Source organism: Nitrobacter sp. JJSN (genome assembly GCF_051912485.1).
Classification (GTDB): Bacteria; Pseudomonadota; Alphaproteobacteria; order Rhizobiales; family Xanthobacteraceae; genus Nitrobacter.
The window spans coordinates 3,726,126-3,749,343 of sequence record NZ_CP196822.1 but is presented as its reverse complement, the minus strand read 5'-3'; the positions used below and the strand labels follow the sequence as shown (position 1 = coordinate 3,749,343).

The window sequence follows — 23,218 nt, the reverse complement described above, 5'->3', positions numbered from 1 at the left end:
GTCGTGCGGTTTTGGGGCAAACATGTCGGGCGTAGTCGCGGTGATGCGTCGGACCTTGCTGTCATGCACCTCGCTGGTGCAGGGCGGCATCGCCGGCGCTGGCGCGGCAGTCCTCGTCGACATATCGCCCGCATGGGCCACAGAAGCGGGCTTGTCCGAGCGGCTGACCCAGACCTTCACGAATCTCAGCCGGCAGGATCTGACTGCGCTGGCGATGGCGCTGGGTGTGCTCGGCTTCTCGGTGGTCTCCGCTATCCTGCTGATGCGCACGCGCATCCGCGCCGCCACAAACGAGCAGCGGCTGCGCACCGAAATCCGCGAACTTCAATCGGAAGCCGACCGCTTTCGCGCGCTGCTGTTCGCAGAGCCGCAGGTTTTGATTTCCTGGGGCGCGGGCGAGGACCGCCCGCAGATCAGCGGCGACACCGCACTGCTGTTGCCGCAGGATGCAAAACAGCCTTTGCGAGTTCTTGCGTTTGGAACCTGGTTGCCGCCGGAACCGGCGTTGCTGATGGATCACGCGGTCGATGCGCTGCGCAACGCCGGGGACGGCTTTCTGCTCAATCTGCTCACGGCGACCGGGCGGACGGTGGAAGCCATGGGCCGCGCTATCGGCGGCCAGGCCATCGTGCGTATCCGCGACCTCGGCGGATTACGGCGCGACCTCGCCGAGATGACGTTGCGCCACAACAGCCTCATGGCAGAAACCGAGATGCTGCGGACCTTCGCAGCCGCGGCACCATGGCCGCTCTGGGCCCGCGGCGAAGACGGCAACCTCAATTTCGCCAATGCCGCCTATGCGTGCGCAACCGATGCCGCCGATGCCGCCGATGCAATCCAGCGCAATCTCGAACTGCTCGACAGCGACGACCGCATCACGATGGCGCGGGCGCTGGACGACCAAGCCGCGTTTGCCGCGCGATTGCCGGTCGTGATCGGCGGCGAGCGGCGCATGTGTGACGTGCACGCGCTTCGCGCCGCCGGCGGAAGCGCAGGCATCGCGCTCGACGCCAGCGAGGCCGCAGCGCTGAGCCAGGCGCTAGTGCGGATGGCGGAGGCGCATCGCCGCACCCTCAACCAGTTGTCATCCGGCGTCGCCGTGTTCGACGGCCAGCGACGACTTGCGTTCTACAACGATTCCTATCGTCGGCTGTGGGACCTCGACCGCGCCTTTCTCGACAGCAATCCCAACGATTCCAGCGTGCTCGACCGGCTGCGCGCCGGGCGCAAATTGCCCGAGCAGCCGGACTTCCGCGCCTGGAAGGCCCGCCTGCATGAAGCCTATCGCGCCAATGAAGCCGCCAAGGACGTCTGGTATCTGCCGGACGGACGCGCGCTCAGCATCGTCACCACGCCGAACCCCGAAGGCGGCGTCACCTATCTGTTCGACGATGTCACGGAAAGCCTGGATCTTGCGCGGCGCTACGACCGGCTCATCAGCGTGCAGCGCGAGACCCTGGATAGTCTGAGCGAAGCGGTCGCGGTATTCGGCAGCAACGGCCGCGCGCAACTTTTCAACCCGGCCTTCGCCCAGACGTGGAAGCTCTCGCTCGAGGCGCTCTCGCAACAGCCGCATATCGATACCGTCGAGGCCTGGTGCAAGCCGCTGTTCGACGACGATGACGCATGGCAGACGATCCGCAACGCCGTCACCGGCATCGACGATCGCAGCGCGGTGCGGCTCAAGCTCGAGCGCAAGAACGGCAGTGTGCTGGACTGCATGACCATGCCGCTACCCGACGGCGCCACCATGCTGACGTTCCACGACATCACCGATAGCGAGAACGTGGAACGCGCGCTGCGGGAGCGCAACGATGCGCTCGAGACCGCCGACCAGATGAAGGTCGATTTCGTCCATCACGTCTCCTACGAGCTGCGTTCGCCACTGACCACCATTATCGGCTTCGCGCACCTCATGAGCGATCCCGGCACCGGGCCGCTCACCGAGAAGCAGGCCGAGTATGTCAACTACATCACCTCGTCGACCGATGCGCTGCTCGCGCTGACCAACAATATCCTTGATCTCGCCACCATCGACGCCGGCGCCATGACGCTTGAACTCGGGCCGGTCGATGTTCGCAAAACCATCGCGGCGGCAGCGGCGGGCATTCAGGACCGCCTGACCCTCGACCGCATCGCGCTGAATGTCGATGTCGATCCCGACATCGGCAACTTCATCGGCGACGAGCGCCGCATCGTCCAGGTCCTCTATAACCTGCTTGCCAACGCCGCCGGCTTCTCGCCGCCGGACGCCGTGATTACGGTGAGCGCCCGGCGCACCGAGCACAGCGTGAGATTTTCCGTCATGGACGAAGGCCCCGGCATTCCGCCTGAGGTCAAGGACAAGGTATTCGACTGGTTCGAGAGCCACGCCAACGGCTCGCGGCATCGCGGCGCGGGCCTCGGCCTGTCGCTGGTGCGCTCTTTTGTGGAACTCCATGGCGGGCGCGTGCACTTCGACCCGACCGTCAAGCGCGGCACCAGGGTCATTTGCGATTTCCCGCTCGACCAGACCGCGCATCGCAACGCCGCGGAATGACCGAACCGTCAACATTCGCAACCGCGCTCGCCAACGAGACCGCGACCGCGCATCTGATGGCCGACCTCGCGCTCCTGATCGGCCCCGGCGACGTCATCACACTGTCGGGCGATCTCGGCGCGGGCAAGACCGCCGCCGCGCGCGCCATGATCCGCTACCTGGCCGGCGACGACACGATCGAGGTACCGAGCCCGACGTTCACGCTGGCGCAGCATTACGATCTGCCATCTTATCCCCTGCTCCACGCCGATCTCTATCGCATCAGCGGCCCCGGCGAACTCGAGGAGATCGGCCTTGCGCCGCTGCCCGAGGGAACGGTGGTGCTGATCGAATGGCCGGAGCGCGCAGCCGGCACCTTACCCGCCGACCGAATCGACATCGCCTTCAGCCATCGCCCCGCGCTCGGCTCGGCCGCCCGCGCCGCCGAAATCACCGGTTACGGCAAGGCCACAGCGCAGGTCGCGCGGCTGGCGGCGTTGCGGCAATTCCTCGACGACGCCGGATATCTCGATGCGAAGCGGCAACGCATGGCCGGCGATGCCTCGACGCGCTCTTACGCCCGGCTGATGCGCGGCGACGGCAGCTTCATCCTGATGAACGCGCCGAAACGGCCCGACGGCCCCGCTATCCACGATGGCAAGTCCTACAGCGCGGCCGTGCACCTCGCCGAAGACGTCAAACCTTTTGTCGCCATCGCGCGCGGGTTGCGCGACCACGGTTTTTCCGCGCCGGTGATCCATCACGCTGATCTGGATTCGGGATTCCTCCTCACCGAGGATTTCGGCAGCGCGGGCTTCGTCGAAGGCACGCCGCCGACGCCGATCGCCGAGCGCTATCAGGCTGCCACCGACATGCTGGCCGCGCTGCATTGCCGGACGCTGCCCGAAGCCGTTCCTGTCGCGCCGCACCTCACCTATGCGATCCCGGTGTTCGATACCGAGGCGATGCTCGTCGAAATCGGTCTGATGCTCGACTGGTATCTGACCGACCGCGGCGTTGAGCCAAGCGGCGATATGCGCGCGGAGTTCAAGGCGATATGGCGCGCGTTGCTGGCGAAGCCGGCCGCGGCCCCCCGGACCTGGGTGTTGCGCGATTTCCATTCGCCCAACTTGATCTGGCTGGAGCAGCGGCGCGACATCGGAAAGGTCGGCATCATCGACTTTCAGGACACCGTGCTCGGTCCCCCCACCTACGATCTCGTCTCGCTCTTGCAGGATGCGCGGGTGGACGTGCCGGAATCGCTCGAACTCGCTTTGCTGGCCCGCTACGTGAGAGCGCGGCTGGAACCCGGATCATCGTTCGATCCCGCCGGTTTCGCCGAGCTCTATGCCATCATGTCGGCGCAGCGCAACACGCGGCTGCTGGGCACCTTCGCGCGGCTCAACCGGCGCGACGGCAAACCGCACTATCTGCGCCATCAGCCCCGGATATGGACCTATCTCACTCGCTCACTGGCCCACCCCGCATTGTCGGCGGCCCAGGCCTGGTATCGGGCTCACGTTCCGCCTCCGGCGGCTTGACATCATTTGCTTTACGGCTTGTTAGCGGTCGTGTCCTAACTTCCGCGACTCTAAGCCGCACGGCGGTGCGGTTCCTCGACGACGGAGCGAGCCATGGGTGCGGAACGGCGCAAGGGCGAACGCGTCACCTTCGAGCGCGGATATGGCGCGCACATGATGGGCATCGACGGCACCTGGCGCCGTAACTGCACCATGGAGGATGTTTCGGAGACCGGCGCCAAGTTGACCGTTGAAGGGCCCATCGAAGGCCTGCATCTGAAGGAATTCTTCCTGTTGCTGTCATCCACGGGGCTCGCCTATCGCCGCTGCGAGCTGGCCTGGGTCAATGGCGACCAGATCGGCGTCAATTTCCTGAAGCAGAACGACAAGAAGAAAAAGGCTGGCCGGCGCAACGACGCCGCCGCGGACGCCTGACCTAGCGGAGTGGATTTGACATTCGCTACCCACTGCCGCGGTCTCGCGATGCGAATGTCAAATCCAAAACTCCACTAGAAACTTATAGTTGCTAGTGGTCCCGTGGTTCTAACATTCGCACAAGGGCCTGCTGAAACGGGATGCGAATGTTAGAACCACGGGACCACTAGCGCGTATTCGGCAAAAGGGGATACCGGTTTTGCGATCAGAATACGCGCACGTTATTAATTGAGAGCATTTTCTTCACGCGAACCGGATTTCACTTAGCCGGAAAATACTCTATCGGCCCCGATCCGGCGCCGCATCTCCGCGTCACGCTTGCGTCACGGCAGTCGGCTATCGCCTGATCGATGCGCTTCGCGGATCGCCGTGATACAATCCGCTGACTCGACCATGACTCGCCGGAGACCTTGCCGAGGATGCCCGTCACCCCGACCAAAGCCATGGTGCTCGCCGCAGGCCTCGGCCTGCGCATGCGGCCACTGACAGAACGGATGCCGAAACCCATGGTGCCCGTGGCCGGCAAGCCGCTGCTCGATCACGTGCTGGACAAACTGGCCGATGCGGGCGTCGGCGAAGCAGTCGTCAACGTGCGCTATCTGCCGGACCAGATCATCGATCACGTCGCTCATCGCACCCAGCCGCGGATTATCATCTCCGACGAGCGCAATGAGGTGCTGGGCACCGGCGGCGCCGTGGTTAAAGCCTTGCCGCTGCTCGGCGAGACCCCGTTCTTCCATCTCAATGCCGACACCATGTGGATCGACGGTGCGCGCCCCAATCTGACGCGGATGGCTGAAGCTTTCGATTCCGAGCGCATGGATATCCTGCTGCTGATGGCACCGACGGCGAGCAGCATCGGCTATGGTGGCAGCGGCGATTACGCGATGCTTCCTGACGGCGCGCTGCGCAAGCGGAAAGAAAATCAGGTCGTGCCGTTCGTCTATGCCGGTGTCGCCATCATATCGCCCGCACTGTTCGCCGGTACGTCCATAAGCGAGTTCTCGCTGACGAAAATATTCGATCGCGCCAACGAGCAGGAACGGCTGTTCGGATTGCGGCTCGAGGGCGTCTGGATGCATGTCGGAACGCCCGACGCCGTCAAGGCCGCCGAACAAGCGGTCTTGGTCAGCGCCACCTGACGTCAGCCTTTCACACGAAGGCTTGCAGCCGACGCTGCCCCTCTCCGCCCGTGTCATGATATGCCTGATCCCGAATCAGAGTCTTGCATGCGCGTCCGCAACGTCCCCCCGTCAGCGCCGTTTCTGCGCACCGTCATCACCGCGCTGGTCGACGGCGCGCTGATCGAGGGGTTTCGTCCGCGGGCGCAGCCCGAACGGCTTGCCGAGGCCACGCTCTATCTGCCAACCCGTCGCGCCGGCCGCATGGCGCGCGAGATCTTCCTCGACGTGCTTGATGTCGACGCGGTGATCCTGCCGCGCATCGTCGCGCTCGGCGACATCGACGAGGATGAATTCGCCTTCGCGCAGGCGGCCTCCCCTTCGCTCGAGACGCTCGCACTGCCTCCGGCACTCGACGGGCTGGCGCGCCGTCTTGCACTCGCGCAGCTCATCGAAGCATGGGCTGGACAATTGAAGCCCGGCGATCCGGCGCAAGCACCGCTGGTTCTCGGTGGCCCGGCCTCAACGCTGGCGCTTGCCGACGATCTCGCGCGGCTGATGGACGACATGGCGACGCGCGGCGTGGACTGGCGCGCGCTCGACGGACTGGTGCCCGACGCGCTCGACAAATACTGGCAGCTCACGCTCGATTTCCTGAAAATCGCGCGAGACTACTGGCCGGCACATCTTGAGGAAACCGACCGGATCGAGCCGGCGGTGCGGCGCGACCAGCTGATCGAGGCCGAAGCCGCCCGTCTCGCCGGCCATCTTTCCGGGCCGGTGATCGCGGCTGGCTCCACCGGTTCGATGCCGTCGACCGCAAGACTGCTGCATGTCATCGCAAAAATGCCGCAAGGCGCCGTGGTGCTGCCGGGGCTCGATACCGACCTTGATGAAGATGCGTGGCGACTGATCGGCGGCGTCAGGGACAAGGCAAGCGGCGCGTTCACCTCGGCGCCCGCCGCCGGCCATCCGCAGTTCGCGCTGCATGGTCTACTCAAGCGCTTCGGCATCACGCGCCGCGACGTGGAAACGCTCGGCGCACCCGCGCCATACGGGCGCGAGATACTGGCGTCAGAGGCGATGCGGCCATCTGATGCGACCGCGCGATGGCACACCCGGCTTGCCGAGCCAGAGGTCGCTGAGAAAATCGCAACCGGGTTGCAGAACCTCACCGTGATTACCGCCGCCAATCCGGAAGTGGAAGCGCTCAGCATTGCTGCCGCCATGCGCGAGGCGCGCGAACTCAACAAGACGGCGGCGCTGGTAACGCCCGATCGCGCGCTGGCGCGGCGCGTGATGGCTGCGCTCGGCCGCTGGAATCTCGGCTTCGACGATTCCGGCGGCGACGCATTGATGGATACGCCCGCGGGAATCTTCGCGCGGCTCGTCGCCGGCGCGGCCTGCGATGGGCTGGAACCGCCGACTTTGCTGGCCTTGCTGAAGCATCCGCTGTGCCGGCTCGGCCGCGCCGCCGGCGGTTGGTCGCGCGCCGTCGCGATGCTTGAGCTTGCGATCCTGCGCGGCACCCGGCCGCCGCCGCGCAGCAAGGGACTGGCGGATGAGTTCGCACAGTTTTGCAGCGAACTCGGCAAGCTCGATCGCGGCGACAGCTCGTCGCTGCATCCCGCCGAGCCTCGCGCCGCGCTGAAACCGCATCATCTCGATGATATCAGTGATCTGATCGCGGCCTTGCAGGCGGCGCTCGCGCCGCTCGAAGGCGACGGCACATCCATTCCAGCCGACTTCACCGCTCTCGCCTGGCGCCATCGACAAGCGATCGAGGCGCTGTCGCGCGACGATGAAGGCGTTGCCGCGGCCTTCGAGGGTCAACACGGCCTTGCGCTCGCAGCCGCGTTCGACGACCTCAGCGAGACTGGTGCGCGCAGCGGACTGACGGTCAAGATCGCTGATTATCCCGAGGTGTTCGAGGCCGCGTTCGGCGACCGTATCGTGCGCCGGCCGCAGACGACAGCGGCAAGCTTGCGGATCTACGGCCCGCTAGAAGCGCGTCTCACCCAGTGCGACCGCGTCATTCTCGGAAGCCTCGTCGAAGGCGTCTGGCCGCCCGCGCCGACAGCCGATCCCTGGCTCAGCCGCCCGATGCGGCACGAACTCGGTCTCGACCTTCCCGAGCGGCGCATCGGCCTTTCCGCGCATGATTTCGCGCAGCTGCTCAGCGTAGAGGAAGTGATTCTCAGTCATGCCGCCAAGGCTGGCGGCGCGCCGGCGGTAGCGTCGCGCTTCCTGCACCGGCTCGAAGCGGTCGCCGGCGCGGAACGCTGGGCAGCTGCGGTAAAAGCCGGCACGCGATACGTCCAATACGCCGAGGCGCTCGACCGGCCGGATAAGGTCACCCCCGTCGCCCAGCCCGAGCCAAAGCCGCCGCGTACCGCGCGACCGACGCGCTTGTCGGTTACTGCCATCGAGGACTGGTTGCGCGACCCCTATACCATCTATGCCAAACACATTCTGAAGCTCTTGCCGCTCGATGCCGTCGACATGCCGCTGTCGGCGGCCGATCGCGGCTCGGCCATTCATGACGCGCTTGGCGATTTCACGAAAGCCTATCCGGCGGCCCTGCCGGAAAATCCCGCGGACGTGCTTCGCGCCATCGGCGAGACCCGGTTCGCGCCGCTGATGCAACGACCCGAGGCGCGCGCGCTCTGGTGGCCGCGCTTCAAGCGAATCGCAACATGGTTCGCGGAATGGGAGCAGTCGCGCAGGGCACACCTTGTGAAGATCGACGCCGAGGTCCGCGGCGAGATTTTGATTCCGATCGACGGCGATCGCACCTTTGTCCTGTCGGCGCGCGCCGACCGCATCGACCATCTCGAGGACGGCCGTTATGCCGTCCTCGACTACAAGACCGGCAGTCCGCCGAGCAGCAAGCAGGTGCGGCTCGGACTGTCGCCGCAGCTCACGCTGGAATCCGCGATCCTGCGCAAAGGCGGCTTCGAGGGCATCCCCGCCGGCGCATCGATCAGCGAACTCGTGTACGTCCGGCTCAGCGGCAACAACCCGCCCGGCGAGCCGAAGCCGGTCGATCTCGACAACAGCAAGACCAACAAGCAATCGCCGGATCAGGCGGCTGATTACGCATTGCAAGAACTCAACATCCTGATCCGCAAATTCGATAACGAGGAGCAAGGTTACAAATCATTGAACCTGCCGATGTGGACAACGCGCTACGGCGCCTATGATGATCTCGCCCGGATCAAGGAATGGTCGGCGGCGGGCGGGCTGGGAATCGAGGAATGGTGAGGGCGCCCCGCCCCGTTCATCCCGACGCAAGCGCACGTCAGCAGCGCGCGTCCGATCCGGCGACGTCGGTCTTTGTGTCCGCCAACGCCGGATCGGGCAAGACCCATGTGCTGGTGCAGCGCGTGATCCGTCTCCTGCTGAGCGATGTCGACCCCGCACGTATCCTCTGCATCACCTTCACCAAGGCCGCCGCCGCCAACATGTCGGAGCGGGTGTTCTCGACGCTCGGACACTGGGTCACGCTCGACGATGACGCCCTGAACGCGGCGCTGCGCGACACCGGAATCGCTCATCCCGATGCGAAGTCGCGCCAGCGCGCGCGCAAGCTGTTCGCGGCGGCACTGGAAACGCCGGGCGGTCTGAAGGTGCAGACTATCCACGCGCTCTGCACGCGGCTGCTGCAACAGTTTCCGTTCGAGGCGCGGGTGCCGGCGCGTTTCACCGTGCTCGACGAGCGCGACCAGACCGAGATGATGGAGCGCGCCAGCCTCGGCGTCATGCTTCAAGCCTCGCAGAATCCGGACAGCCCCGCCGGCCGCGCGCTGCAATATGCCATGGGCGCGGCAGCCGACACAACGCTGCGAGACGTCATCAATCGGGCCTGTCTCAGCCGCTATCTCGTCATCGCCTGGACCGAGGATCGCGGCATCGAGCAGGCGATCAAGGATGTGGCCGATGCGCTCGGCGTCAATCCCGCCGACCGCGTCGAGGACGTCGAGTGCGAGATCGTCGATGGACCGAACCTGCCAAGATCTGAATGGCAGGCGCTCGCCGCGATTCTGGAAACAGGCAACAAATCCGACATTGATCAAGCCAAATGTTTGCGCGAGGCGCGCGCCATGATCGGCGAGGCGGCCCAGGCCGATCGCTATCTCGATATCTTCCTGACCGGCGATTGCAGCCCGCGCAAATCCTTCATCACCAAGAAGATCAGCGACGTTAGGCCCGGCATCGCTGCAATGCTCGACCGGGAGGGTCAGCGCGTGATCGCGCTGCTCGAACGCCGCCGTGCGCTCAACATCCGCGATCGCACGCAATCCCTGCTGGTCATCGCGACCGCGATCGCCAAAAACTACCGGCGGGAGAAGCAGGAGCGCGGCCTGCTCGATTATGACGACCTGATCGACAAGACGCTGGACATGCTGGACCAGACCTCGCCCGGCTGGGTGCACTACAAGCTCGACCGCGGCGTCGATCACGTGCTGATCGACGAAGCGCAGGATACGAGCCCGAAGCAATGGGACATCGTCGAACGCATCATCGCGGACTTCACCACAGGGGATGGGGCGCGCGAGGTCAGGCGGACGGTGTTCGCGGTTGGCGACGAGAAGCAGTCGATCTTCTCGTTCCAGGGTGCAGCCCCCCGCGAATTCGACGAACGGCGGCGCAAGCTGGAGCAGAAATTCCGCGATGCCCAGCTTCCGTTCCGGAAGGAGGATTTCATCTACTCGTTCCGTTCGGGCAAGACGATCCTGGAGTCCGTCGATTACGTGTTCCGCGATGCCACGATCTATACGAGCATCCATGCGGTCGGCGCTCATCCGGTGCATGAATCGCTGGCGGACGCAGCACCTGGCATCGTCGATCTCTGGAGTTTGGAGGAGCGCGACAAGCGGGAGGAGATCGAAGGCTGGCGTGCGCCGTTCGATGCGGTGTCCTCAACCAGCTCCGAGGTCAAGCTCGCCCGGCGTATCCAAACCGAGATCAAGACGCTGATCGCGCAGGGCACCATGACGGGGCATCTAGGCAATCGCCGCGCGCTCAGCTACGGCGACATTCTGGTGCTGGTGCGGCGGCGCGGCAACGTCTTCGATGCCGTCATCCAGGCGCTGAAGCAATCCGGCATTCCGGTCGCCGGTGCCGACCGCCTCAAGCTCACCGAACACATCGCGATCATCGACCTGATGAATCTCGCCGACGCGCTGCTGCTGCCGCGGGACGATCTGGCGCTGGCGGTGGCGCTGAAAAGTCCGCTGTTCGGCCTTGACGACGACGACCTGTTCACGCTGGCATGGCAGCGCAAGGGCTCGCTGCGCAAAGCGCTCGCCGATCACGCGGCGGCCAGCGACAAATTCCGCGATGCATTCGAGCGCTTGAAGATGTGTGAAAGACACGCCACGCGCGAGACGCCGTTCGCGTTCTATGCGTGGCTGCTAGGCGAAGACGGCGGACGTCGGCGAATCCTGCGCCGGCTCGGTCACGAGGCTAACGATGCGCTCGACGAATTCCTCGAACTGGCGCTGACCTACGAGCGCAGAGCGCCGGCGGCGCTGCAGGGGTTCATAGCGTGGCTGCGCGCCGCCGACACAGAGGTGAAGCGTGACATGGAGATTTCGCGCGACGAGGTACGCGTGATGACGGTGCACGGCGCCAAGGGACTCGAGGCCTCGGTGGTGTTTCTCGCCGATACCGTGACCTCGCCGGCCGACACCGAGCGTCTCAGCCTGATCCGCATGGCGCGCGGCAACGCGCCCGCCGGTGCGGCGGGCGTCACGATCTGGGCCGGCAGGAAGGCCGATGATCCGCGTGACGTGGTGAATGCCCGCGTGGCCATGATCGCGGAAACCGAACACGAATATCGCCGCCTGCTTTATGTGGCGATGACGCGCGCGGCCGACCGTCTGATCGTCGGCGGCTGCAAACCCGGCAATCGTAACGATGTGCGCAAGCACGCCTGGTACGACCTGATCGACAAGGGCCTCGGCCACTCCGGTCTCGCGATGCAGGAAATCGAGACCGCCGCCGGCACGATCAAGCGTTACACACGGCCAGGGGAACCCGAACCGCTCGCCGCCAGTCCTGCGACGCAGGCTGCCGCTGCGCAAATCACCCTGCCGCCGTGGCTGCGCGCGATGGCCGCGCCGGAAGCGCCCGGCGGTCAATTGCTGCGGCCGTCGGATGCGGACGACAAGGCACATCATCGCGTTCGCGCTGGCGAACCCCCGGATCAGCGCAGCCGCGCGCTTCTGCGCGGCACGCTGGTGCACCGCCTGCTGCAATCCCTGCCCGACGTGCCGCAAAATCGCCGCCGCGACATCGCGCTGGCCCATCTCGCCCGCAATGCGAGCGGCTGGAACGAGACCGAGCGCGACGCGCTGGCGGCGCAGGTGCTGGCGCTAATCGGCGGCGCCCGATTCGCAGAAGTGTTCGCGGACGGCAGCCGAGCCGAGGTGGCGATTGCCGGGCGGCTAACGACGCGGCGCGGCGATCCGGTGCTAGTGTCCGGCCAGATCGACCGGCTCGTGGTCACGCCGGAAGCGGTTTTGATCGTCGACTACAAGACGAGCCACGCTCCACCCACGAGCGCCGTCGACGTTCCGGCGGCCTATGTCCGCCAGCTCGCGCTCTACCGCGCGGTGCTGGCCAGGCTCTACCCGGAATTGCCAGTCAAAGCGGCGCTGCTCTGGACCGAGACGCCTGAAATGATGGAGATTTCGGCCGAGAGGCTTAATGCCGGGCTGGAAGCGATCATCTCCGTGTGAGAAACCTTGACCCGGCAAGATCGCCTTCTTAACTTGGCATGTAGTTTCAGGCGCACTCTTTCGCAGTGCGCGATCTCATCAATGCAACGAGGTATTCCATGGCTGTTGGCAAGGTTTCGGACGCCAATTTCGAAGCGGAAGTGCTCAAGGCGACTGGCCCGGTCGTGGTCGATTTCTGGGCCGAGTGGTGCGGCCCCTGCCGCATGATCGGCCCGGTGCTGGACGAAATTTCCGGCGCGATGGGCGACAAGGTCAAGATCGTGAAGCTCAACGTCGACGAGAGCCCCAAGACGGCCTCGAAATACGGCGTGATGTCGATTCCGACGCTGATGATCTTCAAGGGCGGCGAGCTGGCCTCGCGTCAGGTCGGCGCCGCGCCGAAGCAGAAACTGGAGCAGTGGATTACTGCAACGGTCTGATTTCTCCGCATTGGAATTTTGCGAACGGCCGGCCTATCGCCGGCCGTTTTTGTTTGGATGTGCCTCTTACCTCTTCCGCTTGCGGGGGAGGTCGAACGCGAAGCGTTCGGGTGGGGGCATCTTCACTGAAATCGCCCTCACCCCAACCCACCCCCGCAAGCGGGAATTTTAGTTCGGCGGCGTTCCGTTCTCCGCCAGCACGTGCCCGGCGAGATACAGCGATCCCGCGATCAGTATGCGTGGCGGGATTTCATAGGCGAGCCGTGCCAGCGATTGCAGGGCGGCCTTGACGTCTACAGCGGTCTCGGCACGCATCTCGAGCGCGCGCACCGCATCCGCCAGCACCTCCGGTGGCATCGCATTTTCCATATCCGGAATCGGCACGGCGATGACGTGGCGCGTCAGCCCGGCGAAGTTGGCGAGAAAGCCCTTCGCGTCCTTGTTACCCATCATGCCTGTTATCACGACCAGCGGCCGCGACACCCGCTCCTCGAGATCACCAAGCGCCGCCGCTGCCACCCGGCCGCCATCGACATTGTGTCCGCCGTCGAGCCAGAGCTCGGCGTCACGCGGCGCCTGATCCACCAGCTTACCGGATGTCAGCCGCTGCATTCGCGCCGGCCATTCGGCGCCGGTGACGCCACGCTCGAACGCCGCCGCGTCGATGCTGAAGCGGTCCTGCGCACGCAGCGTCGCAATCGCGAGACCGGCATTGTCGAATTGATGCCGACCGAACAACCGCGGCGCGGCGAGGTCGAGCAGGCCGCGCTCATCCTGATAGACAAGCCGCCCATGTTCCACATTGACGTGCCAGTCTTGGCCAGCGGCGTGCAGAGGGCTGCGCATCTGCTTCGCCCGCTGCTCGACCACGGCTTGCGCCTCCGGCAACTGCTCCGCGCAGATCACGGGCACGCCGTGCTTGATGATGCCGGCCTTCTCGCCGGCAATCTTCATCAGCGTGTCGCCGAGAAATTCGATGTGGTCGATGCCGATCGGCGTGATGACGCTCGCCAGCGGCGTCTCGACCACGTTGGTGCTGTCGAGCCGGCCACCGAGGCCGACCTCCAGCAACAATACGTCAGCGGGAGTTTTCGCGAACAACAGAAAGGCGGCCGCGGTCTTGATCTCGAATAAGGTGAGGGGTTCGCCGCCATTGGCGCGCTCGCATTCAAGCAGCGCGTCGCGCAAGTCGTCGTCGCTGACCAGCGTTCCGGCCAGCCGCATGCATTCGTTGAGCCGCACCAGATAGGGCGAAGTAAAGACATGCACGCGCAAGCCGGCGGCTTCGAGGATCGCGCGCAGGTAGGCGACCGTCGAGCCCTTGCCGTTGGTGCCGGCGACATGAATGACCGGCGGAAGCTTGCGTTCAGGATGATCGAGCTGTTCGAGGATGCGCCACATCCGGTCGAGCGTGAGATCGATCTTTTTCGGATGCAGCTTCGAGATCCGCGCGACGACGTCGCCCAGCGGCGTTTGTTGGGGCGGAGCAGCGCTCACGCGGGGAGCGCAGATGGCGCCGCCGCGTCCGGGGCGGACATCGGCTCGTCCGGCTCATCTGGGGCGGATGGCGGTTCTGGCATCGCATCGAGCGCCGGCGCCTTGGTCAACAGCCGGCACAACCGCGCCAGCGTCGGCCGCAACTCGTGACGATGCACCACCAGGTCGACCATGCCGTGGTCCCTGAGATATTCGGCGCGCTGAAAACCGTCCGGCAGTTTCTCGCGGATGGTCTGCTCGATGACGCGTGCGCCGGCGAAGCCGATCAGCGCGCCGGGTTCCGCGATATGGACGTCGCCGAGCATCGCATAGGACGCTGTGACGCCGCCGGTTGTCGGATTGGTCAGCACCACGATGTAGGGCTGGCCGGCCTCGCGCAGCATCTGCACCGCAACCGTGGTGCGCGGCAACTGCATCAGCGACAGCACGCCTTCCTGCATCCGCGCGCCGCCGGAGGCCGCGAACACGATGAACGGACATTGTTTCTCGACCGCGAGTTCAAGGCCGCGCACGATGGCCTCGCCCGCCGCCATGCCGAGCGAGCCACCCATGAAATCGAAATCCTGCACTGCGACCACGACACCGGCGTGTTCCAGCTTGCCATATCCGACCTTCACGGAATCATTGAGGCCGGTCTTGGCGCGCGCATCCCTGATGCGGTCGACATATTTGCGCTCGTCGCGGAACTTGAGCGGATCGGCGGTCACCTCGGGCAATGCGACGTCGTACCAGGTTTCGTTATCGAAGATCGACCGCAGCCTCGCATCTGCGCTCATGCGCATGTGATAGTTCGAGCCGGGGATGACGAACTGGTTGCTCTCGACGTCCTTGTAGAACACGAGCTGTCCGGTGTCCGGACACTTGATCCAGAGATTCTCCGGCGTCTCCCGCTTGAGGATGTTGCGAATCTTGGGGCGGACGACGTTAGTCAACCAGTTCATGCTTTACTCCGTAACGCCGCACCGCCGTGCGACGGTCCTGGCCTTCTCCGCACGCGCAGCGGGGCGCGAGGAGGTGGCACACACCGCGCGAGGTGCGGGCCGGGTGAGGTCCTTCTAGCGCGATTATGGCGAGGGAGCGACCCCTCCGCCCCTCGCTGGATAGATGCGGTTCGACATCCCCTCCCGCAAGGGGAGAGGGTCCTATTCCACTGCCTGCCTGGCGGACCGGACGCCCGCAGCCAGTGCCGCCGCGAGATCGGCGACCGCGTTAACCGTTTTGGCCGTCGCTTTGCCCTCGGCGTCGAGGCTGCCGCTGAGAACATCGACCAGCGCCGAGCCGACCACCGCGCCGTCGGAGCGCTCGGCGATGCCGCGCGCGGCATCCGGGGTGCGGATGCCGAAGCCGACGCAGACCGGCAGGGTGGTATGGCGCTTGATGCGCCCGACCGCCGCACCGACGGCTGCCGAATCCGCCGCAGCGCTGCCGGTAATCCCGGTGATCGAGACGTAGTAGACGAAGCCGGACGTATTCGCGAGCACCGCCGGCAGCCGCTTGTCGTCAGTGGTCGGCGTCGCAAGGCGAATGAAGTTCAGCCCCGCTTTCATCGCCGGGATGCACAGCTCGGAGTCTTCCTCCGGCGGCAGATCGACGACGATGAGACCATCGACGCCGGCGGCCTTCGCATCGGTGAGAAATTTCTCGACGCCATAGATGTAGATCGGATTGTAGTAGCCCATCAGCACGACCGGCGTCGAACCATCGCCTGTCCGGAAGTCGTGGATCATCTGCAGGGTCTTGGTCACGGTCATGCCAGCATTGAGCGCGCGCCTACCGGCGGCCTGGACCGCCGGACCGTCCGCCATCGGATCGGTGAACGGCATTCCGATTTCAATGATGTCGGCGCCGGCCTTCGGCAGCGCCTCGATGATGGCGAGCGAGGTCGCGGGGTCGGGGTCGCCGGCCATCAGAAAGGTGACGAAGGCCGAGCGGCCCTGCTTCTGCAGCTCGGCAAAGCGTGTGTCGATACGGGTGGTCACTTCTTTCTGCCCTTCAAAATCTCGCCGACCTGCGGCACGTCCTTGTCGCCGCGGCCCGAGAGATTGACCACCATCAGGTGATCCTTCGGCCGCGCGGGCCCGAGGTCGATGACGCGCGCGATCGCATGCGCCGATTCCAGCGCCGGGATGATACCCTCCAGTCGCGACAGCAACTGAAACGCGCCAAGTGCTTCCTCGTCGGTCGCGGAAAGGTAGATCACGCGGCCGGTCTCGTGCAGCCATGAATGTTCCGGCCCGATGCCGGGATAGTCCAGGCCTGCGGAAATCGAATGCGCGTCCTGGATCTGGCCGTCGTCATTCATCAAAAGATAGGTGCGGTTTCCGTGCAGCACACCGGGCCGCCCTCCCGTGAGCGAGGCCGCGTGCAGCTTGTCGAGGCCATGGCCCGCCGCCTCGACGCCAAAAATCTCCACCGAGGAATCGTCGAGAAAAGGATGGAATAATCCCATCGCGTTGGAGCCTCCGCCGATGCAGGCGACCAGCGAATCCGGCAGGCGGCCCTCGGCCTCCTGCATCTGCTGGCGGGTCTCCTCGCCGATGATCGACTGGAAGTCGCGCACCATCTTGGGATAGGGATGCGGCCCCGCCACCGTGCCGATGCAATAGAAGGTGTTATGCACGTTGGTCACCCAGTCGCGCAGCGCCTCGTTCATCGCATCCTTCAGCGTGCGGGTGCCGGATTGCACGGGCACCACTTTGGCGCCCAGCATTTCCATTCGGATGACGTTGGGTTCCTGCCGCGCCACGTCCACCGCGCCCATGTAGACCACGCATTCGAGACCGAAGCGCGCGCATAGCGTTGCGGTCGCCACGCCATGCTGCCCGGCGCCGGTCTCGGCGATGATCCGCTTCTTGCCCATGCGCCGCGCCACCAGAATCTGGCCGAGCACGTTGTTGACCTTGTGCGAACCGGTGTGATTGAGCTCCTCACGCTTGAGGTAGATCTTTGCACCTCCGGCACCGCCGGACGCCGCGGAGATATCGCGAAGATGCTCGGTCAGACGCTCCGCGAAATACAGCGGCGACGGACGGCCGATGTAGTCCTTGCGGTAGCCCGCCATCTCGCGCTGGAACGCGACATCGGTCCTGGCGTCAGTATAGGCCTTCTCCAGATCGAGGATCAGCGGCATCAGCGTTTCCGCGACGAAGCGGCCGCCGAATATGCCGAAGTGCCCGCGTTCGTCGGGACCGGACCGGAAGGAATTGGGAAGAGAATTCATTGTCACCCTTCGTCGTGGCCGGATTTGTTCCGGCCATACACGTCTTGCTCACTGTGAATCCCGACAGACGATGCTCGAGCACAGGCGAGCGGAAGCGACGCTGCTCGTCGAACGGCTATGCCCAAGCATGATCGCTGCTGTCGTTCTTCGAGGCTACCCCACATGCGAGGCCGCTTTGCGCAGGTTGATTTCCGCCGCCCGCGCGGCACGGATGAAATCCCGGATCATTCCGGCATCCTTGACCCCAGGCGCGCTTTCCACGCCCGAGGAGACATCGACGCCGCCGGCACGCGTGATCTGCACTGCGTCGTGAATATTATCTGCTGTGAGGCCGCCCGACAGCATGAACGGAATTTCGAGCGACAGATTTTCCAGAAGATGCCAGTCGAAGGGCACGCCGAGTCCGCCGGGCCGCGTGGCGTCCTTCGGCGGACGCGCGTCGAACAGGACGCGATCGGCGACGGCAGCATAGCCGGGCAGCGCCGCAAGGTCGGCAGAGGTCTCAACGCCGATCGCCTTCATGACCGGCAGCCGGAACGTCTGTTTGATCTCGCGGATGCGATCCACGGTTTCCTTGCCGTGCAACTGCAGCAGATCCGGCCGCAAGGCCTCGACGATACCGCCCAACGTCGCGTCGTCGGCATCGACGGTCAGCGCGACCTTGCCTGCATGGCCTCGCACCTGCGCGCCAAGCTCTCGCGCGCGCGAAAGCTCAAGATGCCGTGGCGACGGCGGAAAGAATACGAAACCCACCATATCGGCAGCAGCCTGCAGCGCCACGTCGAGCGTCGCAGGGGTGGACAGGCCGCATATCTTGACGATCAGGGACATGGTCTCGAACGATCCGGCGCGAGCCGGACCACCGGCGAAAACCGGCCGGTCCGGGCATCTGGCGCGATGGGTGAGGTTCTACAACGTCGCGCGCGGCTTGTCTCGCGCGTGCAAGGCCGTTCGAATGTTCTCTTCTTGCGGCTAGATACCAGATCACGATGATTTTGGATCGATTCGATCCAAAATCATGAACGTGATCGATTCCAATATTTTAGAGCGGGATGCGGGCGTAGGGTCGCTATCCGGCCCGCCGCGTCAGATCCGGCAGCCGCGCCGTATCGCGGGACTCCCAACGAGACCGCAAATCGGTCAGTTCCACGCGCGCCGCACGCGCATCCGTCTCATACTGGCGCGCCTTGTGACGCCAGCGGCGCTGCCCAAACCAGGTCGCGGCGCTGCCGGCCACAACGCCGAAGATCGCAACCGCAATGATGAGGACGAACATCGGCAGGGTAACAGTGGCCAGTCGGTCGGTCGCATCAAAGGGGTCGAATGTCACCGTCACCAGATGACGGTTTGCGAACGCGAACACGATGAAAAGGACACCAAGCGGGATCAGGATCAGGCCGGTCAGGAATTTACGCATGATCTCTCTCGCGGCGTTAGCGTCAAGCAGCGCTCATGCTGGACAGGTTCGCTTTCAGATTCATGGGGCTGTTCCCCTGAAAGATTCTTATGCGCTCGCTTCACTCGTAGCATTCTCGCGATTGAGCCGCTCGCGCATTTCCTTGCCGGTCTTGAAAAACGGTACGCTCTTCTGATCGACCGGGACGTGTTCTCCCGTGCGCGGATTGCGGCCCGCGCGCGCAGGACGATGTTTGACCGAGAACGCACCAAAACCACGCAGCTCGACGCGATCGCCCCGTGCAAGCGCGGCGACAATCTCGTCGAGAATCGCGTTCACGATGTTCTCCACATCCCGCTGATAGAGGTGCGGGTTGTGCTCGGCGATACGCTGAACGAGTTCGGATTTGATCATCGAGACTGGGACCCGTCCGTGGGAGCGCCCATTTCTGTGAAAACGGTCAGGACTGTCAAGACGCTAAATGCGATTCGCACGCTTCAGAGAAACAGCCACGAGATTCTGCACCGCGGCATCGCGGTTCCTTGCAGCGCGAAAAATGCCCGAACGCCCCGATTCGAGCCTCAATTCGACGGCGCAGGCTGCCATAACGCCAGCATTCCGTCGAGACCGAGCCGATCTACCGCTCGCACGACGCCGGTCTGCTCGACCTGCCGCGCGATGCTGCTCAATCCCAGCGCATCGAAGGTCACAGAGGCGGCGGTGCGCAGAAATGTCATGTCGCCGAAGCGCGGTGACAATTTGAAGTCCTGCACGGGCAGGTCAGGCTTGACGTTTTTTGCAGAAACCAGCCAGGCAACTGCGCTTTTCTCATCGCCCAGCTGATCGATCAACTTCAGATCGACAGCCTGGCGTCCGGTGAAAACGCGGCCATCGGCGACTTTCTCCAGTTGCGCTGCGTCCATGCCACGACGGGACTGCACGAGGCCGCGAAACCACGCATAGGAATCCTTCACCAGGGCGTCGAGCGCCGCACGCGCCTCGGGGCTGGTCGGCTCGTAGCCGTTCGGGGCCGCCTTCAGCGGCGACGATTTCACCTCCTCAACCTTGACCCCGACGGTTTTCAGAAGATCGGTGAAATTCGGATATTGAAACAGCACGCCGATCGAGCCGACCAGCGCCGTCTGCTGCGCGACGATGTGATCGGAGGCGAGCGCGGCGATATATCCGCCCGACGCGCAGAGCCCGTCCACCACCACGACCATCGGCTTCTTGGCCTTCAGGCGCATCAGGGCATCGTAGAGCTGTTCGGACCCCGCGGTTGTGCCGCCCGGCGAATTGATGTGCACGATAACCGCTGGCGCGTTCGACTTCCCGAGCCGTTCCAGCGCCTCGACGCGATTCTGATCGCTGCGGATCAGGCCTTCGATATTGACGCGCTGGATCGCGCCGGCACCGGCCAGCTTGCGGCCCAATGGCGTGGCATAGGTTCCGACGGCGACAACCGCGGCGATCGTGATCACTGCCGACGCCACGCGCCAGAAGGTGAGCTTGCTGCGCAATCTGCGGCGATCGACGATCACATCGGACTCAATCGACATCGAAATTCTCCTCAAGGACTGCGATCAGGGCTCGCAACGTGATGTGCGCATGGCATTGGCTTGGGCATGACTGGGCCGCCCAAGTTACACCAATTGCGGCGCAATATGAAGAAAGCAAGGCCCGGTCACGGCCATCACCGCAAAGACCTACGCCATCGGCTGCCGGCCGCGACGAACCGGCGCGATCAGCTCGGGCCGCGGCCCCGACAACCGCTTGTGCATGTGAACCATGAAAGCCATGCCGAACAGCGGCGTCGCCAGATTGACGATCGGAATCGCCACGAAGCCCGCGATGATGAGGCCCCCCAGGAACACCGTGGAGGCGTTGTCACGGCGCATCGCCTTGGCCTCCGCCGGCGAACGGAACCGCATCGCCGCGAGTTCGAAATATTCCCGACCGAGCAGCCACGCCGTGGCGATGAAGAAGGCGATGACGCCCGCGCCGGCCACGAACACGAACGGCAGCGCGACCAAGTAAACGAGCAGCGTCAGCAGCGCGGTCTTGATACCTTCGGTCATGGCCAGGCCAAACGGCAGAGCCGCGCCTGGATGGTCAGCCGGATAATGCTCGCGCTCGACGATCTCGCCGACGTCGTCGACGAACACGCCCGCGACCAGCGAGGAGATCGCCGGCATCAGAAAAACCGCGCCGAACACGATGCCGAAGCCCGCGGCGATCGAAATAATCCAAGCCAGAATGTTGAGCGGCGTGTGGAAGGTCGGCCCGAGCACGGTCTCGGCCCAGAGCTCGCCGGAACCGGCAAGCCAGCTCAAAAGCCGCTGCAATCCAATGGCAAACACCACGATCAGCACTAGCGCAAGCCCGATGACCCGCCACAGGATGGCGCGCATCGGCGGCGACAGTATCTGCGTGAGGGCCTTGACAGCGGCGCCCATCATGACGGTCAGTTCCCGGTGAACCCTGCGCTCAGATAAACGCCGCGGCTCTCGCCGGCAAGGGCGCGGATCGGCGCAGATGTCTCAGAGGGACGCGGATCGCGGCGGAGTTTTCATGCGCCGGCCTGCACAGCCGTCATGTCTTGGCCGCGTAGGTCTGTGCGCCCGCGAGCTCGGCCGCGATCATGGCGCCAAGCGCCATGTCGTTCTGCTGGCCGAAGCCGTGATGAATGATGCGGCCGTTGCGGCCGATCAAAATGCTGGTCGGCGTGCCCTGCATGGCGTAGCGGCTCATGGTGACCGGCAGCGGGGTGCCGTCGCCGGCCGCATCGACGCCGATGGGAAACGTCAGCCGATATTCGTAAATGAAGGCTTCGAGCGACACCGGCGTCATCGCGGCATGATGTTCGAACACAGTGTGCAGGCCGATCACCTGAAGGTCGGTCGCCTTGAACAGCTCAAAGGCGCGCTGCGTCTGCGGCGTACCATGCGCGACGCAGCCAGGACACAGCATCTGGAAGGCATGGAGCAGCACCGGGCGGCCGCGCAGCGCGGCCAGCGTCAGCGGCTCGCGGGTGTTGAACCATTGCGATACGGCAAGCTCGGGAGCAGCGATTTCGACGTCAGTCATGGATTGCCTCGCGCGGCCATTTCGGCCCCGTTTACGGCCGCGCGCTCCGGACATGGGTGGCCGCGCCCGCATCGGGCTGCGGCCGTTCGACACGCAGATAATGCTCCGCGATGACGCCGCGTTCGACCGCGATTACATCTGCCGCCGGAGCCGGCGCATCATCCGGATCAGAAACAAGCGTCGCCGAGCCGACGCCGACTTGAAACGGACCCATAGCGCCCGCCACCTCCACGAGCGGCTTCTGCTTGTCGGCCCAATGGAGCGAGAGATAATCGAAGCCGTTCACGATGGTGGGCTTGACGATCTCGAAATAGGGCGAGATGTCGAAATCTCGCGGCATGTAGAGCGAGGAATCGCGGATGTGCAGAATCTCGCGCCGCGCGTTGCGGCTGCCGGCGCGGGTGATCTTCGGCAGAATCGGATAGCGCACCGCGCCGAACGCCTGCGCGATCAGTGCCGAACAGATGATCTTGGTGGGATCGCCGGAGCCGAACGCGATCATGCGCCGCCGCCAGCGCTGCGGCACCGGCAGCGGAACCAGATAACGCATCAGATCGACGATGTTCTTGGTGTCATAGCCGAAGCCGATTCGGTTGATGGCATAGCGGCACACCGTGACGCGGTCCTCGTAGGACAGGCCGACCGGGCGGCAGAGCCGGGTGTGATACGGAAAATATTTCGATAGCGGCGCGGAGGTGACGCCCGCGCCGATTTCTGCCTCGATCAGGACGTGCGGCTCGCCGTCAGCTTCGCTGGCGCCGTCGATCGGGCCGACATAAAGCGCGGCGTGCGACCATGTCGATTGCGTGAGATATTTGATGATGCCGGAGATACGGCTGTTGCCCTCGACCAGGAGAACATCGCCTTCCTGAATAAGGCCGCGCAGATGCTCCGGATCGCTCGGCGTGAACGGCTCGTAGCCGGGCACCTCCTTCTGGAGATAGGCCGCAATCCATTTTCCGACCGTATCGAGCACGAGCCCCATGGCAGTCTCTCTCCGCCGTCGTCCTGACCGGCTTTTTTCCCTCCTTATCATGGCCGAAGGCCATTGTAATTTAGTTCATGCCGTCGATTGCGGATTTACGGTCAGTTCACCATGACAGTTGCCGCAGACGCCTTGATGCGGCAAGTTCGTCGCGTCCCGAAATCCGAAGTTCGCCGATCTTGCCGCGCTGTTTTAGGGCTTCTGATTCCTGGCACGCTAAAAATCTATGATTTCCGTGTGGCTTAGGTTCAAAAATTCTCTCGTTGGAACGTGC

Annotated in this window: 18 protein-coding genes; 7 read left to right on the top strand and 11 right to left on the bottom strand. The window is 64.5% G+C overall.

Going from position 1 to position 23,218, the window contains the following annotated elements:
• Positions 1 to 22 precede the first annotated feature (22 nt).
• From ACSZOQ_RS18205 to trxA, 7 genes are all read left to right on the top strand, one after another.
• Entirely contained in the window at positions 23 to 2,539 is a 2,517-nt protein-coding gene (locus ACSZOQ_RS18205; protein ID WP_439923803.1) for an ATP-binding protein, read from the top strand.
• Entirely contained in the window at positions 2,536 to 4,059 is a 1,524-nt protein-coding gene (gene tsaE, locus ACSZOQ_RS18200) for a tRNA (adenosine(37)-N6)-threonylcarbamoyltransferase complex ATPase subunit type 1 TsaE (RefSeq protein ID WP_439923802.1), read from the top strand. Before ACSZOQ_RS18205 ends, tsaE begins: the two co-directional genes overlap by 4 nt.
• Before the next feature lie 93 nt (positions 4,060 to 4,152).
• Positions 4,153 to 4,473: a PilZ domain-containing protein gene (locus ACSZOQ_RS18195; RefSeq protein WP_439923801.1), complete on the top strand. Its 321-nt coding sequence runs from the start codon at positions 4,153 to 4,155 to the stop codon at positions 4,471 to 4,473.
• Between the two features lie 419 nt (positions 4,474 to 4,892).
• The gene (locus tag ACSZOQ_RS18190) at positions 4,893 to 5,615 is read left to right on the top strand and encodes a nucleotidyltransferase family protein (RefSeq protein ID WP_439923800.1); all 723 of its coding nucleotides are present in this window, start codon (positions 4,893 to 4,895) and stop codon (positions 5,613 to 5,615) included.
• An 87-nt stretch (positions 5,616 to 5,702) separates the two neighbouring features.
• Positions 5,703 to 8,858, top strand: coding sequence for a double-strand break repair protein AddB (gene addB, locus ACSZOQ_RS18185; RefSeq protein ID WP_439923799.1), 3,156 nt, complete (start codon positions 5,703 to 5,705; stop codon positions 8,856 to 8,858).
• Entirely contained in the window at positions 8,852 to 12,340 is a 3,489-nt protein-coding gene (gene addA, locus ACSZOQ_RS18180; protein ID WP_439923798.1) for a double-strand break repair helicase AddA, read from the top strand. The genes addB and addA overlap by 7 nt, the downstream gene beginning before the upstream one ends.
• A gap of 98 nt (positions 12,341 to 12,438) precedes the next feature.
• Positions 12,439 to 12,759, top strand: a complete 321-nt coding sequence (gene trxA / locus ACSZOQ_RS18175) for a thioredoxin (protein ID WP_439923797.1) — start codon at positions 12,439 to 12,441, stop codon at positions 12,757 to 12,759.
• A gap of 168 nt (positions 12,760 to 12,927) precedes the next feature.
• On the opposite strand, the gene ACSZOQ_RS18170 is transcribed toward trxA, so the two are convergent.
• The 11 genes from ACSZOQ_RS18170 to ACSZOQ_RS18120 all read right to left on the bottom strand — a co-directional run bounded on the left by ACSZOQ_RS18170 (position 12,928) and on the right by ACSZOQ_RS18120 (position 22,944).
• On the bottom strand, positions 12,928 to 14,256 hold the full coding sequence (locus ACSZOQ_RS18170) for a bifunctional folylpolyglutamate synthase/dihydrofolate synthase (RefSeq protein ID WP_439923796.1): 1,329 nt from the start codon (positions 14,254 to 14,256) through the stop codon (positions 12,928 to 12,930).
• A complete protein-coding gene (gene accD, locus ACSZOQ_RS18165; RefSeq protein ID WP_439923795.1) occupies positions 14,253 to 15,197 on the bottom strand; it encodes an acetyl-CoA carboxylase, carboxyltransferase subunit beta in 945 nt (314 codons plus the stop codon). The genes ACSZOQ_RS18170 and accD overlap by 4 nt, the downstream gene beginning before the upstream one ends.
• A 201-nt stretch (positions 15,198 to 15,398) precedes the next feature.
• Positions 15,399 to 16,235, bottom strand: a complete 837-nt coding sequence (gene trpA / locus ACSZOQ_RS18160; protein WP_439923794.1) for a tryptophan synthase subunit alpha — start codon at positions 16,233 to 16,235, stop codon at positions 15,399 to 15,401.
• A complete protein-coding gene (gene trpB / locus ACSZOQ_RS18155) occupies positions 16,232 to 17,476 on the bottom strand; it encodes a tryptophan synthase subunit beta (protein WP_439923793.1) in 1,245 nt (414 codons plus the stop codon). Before trpB ends, trpA begins: the two co-directional genes overlap by 4 nt.
• 153 nt (positions 17,477 to 17,629) lie before the next feature.
• Positions 17,630 to 18,307, bottom strand: a complete 678-nt coding sequence (locus ACSZOQ_RS18150; RefSeq protein ID WP_439923792.1) for a phosphoribosylanthranilate isomerase — start codon at positions 18,305 to 18,307, stop codon at positions 17,630 to 17,632.
• Between the two features lie 238 nt (positions 18,308 to 18,545).
• Complete coding sequence (locus ACSZOQ_RS18145) at positions 18,546 to 18,893, bottom strand: DUF1049 domain-containing protein (protein WP_439923791.1); 348 nt, start codon at positions 18,891 to 18,893, stop codon at positions 18,546 to 18,548.
• A gap of 87 nt (positions 18,894 to 18,980) precedes the next feature.
• A complete protein-coding gene (locus ACSZOQ_RS18140) occupies positions 18,981 to 19,286 on the bottom strand; it encodes an integration host factor subunit beta (protein ID WP_009796612.1) in 306 nt (101 codons plus the stop codon).
• Between the two features lie 167 nt (positions 19,287 to 19,453).
• On the bottom strand, positions 19,454 to 20,431 hold the full coding sequence (sppA, locus tag ACSZOQ_RS18135; protein WP_439923790.1) for a signal peptide peptidase SppA: 978 nt from the start codon (positions 20,429 to 20,431) through the stop codon (positions 19,454 to 19,456).
• Between the two features lie 147 nt (positions 20,432 to 20,578).
• On the bottom strand, positions 20,579 to 21,331 hold the full coding sequence (locus ACSZOQ_RS18130; protein ID WP_439923789.1) for a sulfate transporter family protein: 753 nt from the start codon (positions 21,329 to 21,331) through the stop codon (positions 20,579 to 20,581).
• Positions 21,332 to 21,464: 133 nt separating this feature from the next.
• On the bottom strand, positions 21,465 to 21,959 hold the full coding sequence (locus ACSZOQ_RS18125) for a peroxiredoxin family protein (protein ID WP_439923788.1): 495 nt from the start codon (positions 21,957 to 21,959) through the stop codon (positions 21,465 to 21,467).
• Between the two features lie 31 nt (positions 21,960 to 21,990).
• Complete coding sequence (locus tag ACSZOQ_RS18120; protein WP_439923787.1) at positions 21,991 to 22,944, bottom strand: YiiX/YebB-like N1pC/P60 family cysteine hydrolase; 954 nt, start codon at positions 22,942 to 22,944, stop codon at positions 21,991 to 21,993.
• Positions 22,945 to 23,218: the final 274 nt, after the last annotated feature.

Excerpts from the sequence above, each read along its gene's own strand:
- trpB (WP_439923793.1), bottom strand. The coding sequence starts at position 17,476 with ATGAATTCTCTTCCCAATTCCTTCCGGTCCGGTCCCGACGAACGCGGG.
- ACSZOQ_RS18120 (WP_439923787.1), bottom strand. The coding sequence starts at position 22,944 with ATGGGGCTCGTGCTCGATACGGTCGGAAAATGGATTGCGGCCTATCTC.
- addA (WP_439923798.1), top strand. The coding sequence starts at position 8,852 with ATGGTGAGGGCGCCCCGCCCCGTTCATCCCGACGCAAGCGCACGTCAG.
- ACSZOQ_RS18145 (WP_439923791.1), bottom strand. The coding sequence starts at position 18,893 with ATGCGTAAATTCCTGACCGGCCTGATCCTGATCCCGCTTGGTGTCCTT.
- ACSZOQ_RS18150 (WP_439923792.1), bottom strand. The coding sequence starts at position 18,307 with ATGTCCCTGATCGTCAAGATATGCGGCCTGTCCACCCCTGCGACGCTC.
- addB (WP_439923799.1), top strand. The coding sequence starts at position 5,703 with ATGCGCGTCCGCAACGTCCCCCCGTCAGCGCCGTTTCTGCGCACCGTC.
- ACSZOQ_RS18195 (WP_439923801.1), top strand. The coding sequence starts at position 4,153 with ATGGGTGCGGAACGGCGCAAGGGCGAACGCGTCACCTTCGAGCGCGGA.
- ACSZOQ_RS18140 (WP_009796612.1), bottom strand. The coding sequence starts at position 19,286 with ATGATCAAATCCGAACTCGTTCAGCGTATCGCCGAGCACAACCCGCAC.
- ACSZOQ_RS18125 (WP_439923788.1), bottom strand. The coding sequence starts at position 21,959 with ATGACTGACGTCGAAATCGCTGCTCCCGAGCTTGCCGTATCGCAATGG.
- ACSZOQ_RS18190 (WP_439923800.1), top strand. The coding sequence starts at position 4,893 with ATGCCCGTCACCCCGACCAAAGCCATGGTGCTCGCCGCAGGCCTCGGC.
- accD (WP_439923795.1), bottom strand. The coding sequence starts at position 15,197 with ATGAACTGGTTGACTAACGTCGTCCGCCCCAAGATTCGCAACATCCTC.
- tsaE (WP_439923802.1), top strand. The coding sequence starts at position 2,536 with ATGACCGAACCGTCAACATTCGCAACCGCGCTCGCCAACGAGACCGCG.
- sppA (WP_439923790.1), bottom strand. The coding sequence starts at position 20,431 with ATGTCGATTGAGTCCGATGTGATCGTCGATCGCCGCAGATTGCGCAGC.
- ACSZOQ_RS18130 (WP_439923789.1), bottom strand. The coding sequence starts at position 21,331 with ATGATGGGCGCCGCTGTCAAGGCCCTCACGCAGATACTGTCGCCGCCG.
- ACSZOQ_RS18205 (WP_439923803.1), top strand. The coding sequence starts at position 23 with ATGTCGGGCGTAGTCGCGGTGATGCGTCGGACCTTGCTGTCATGCACC.
- trxA (WP_439923797.1), top strand. The coding sequence starts at position 12,439 with ATGGCTGTTGGCAAGGTTTCGGACGCCAATTTCGAAGCGGAAGTGCTC.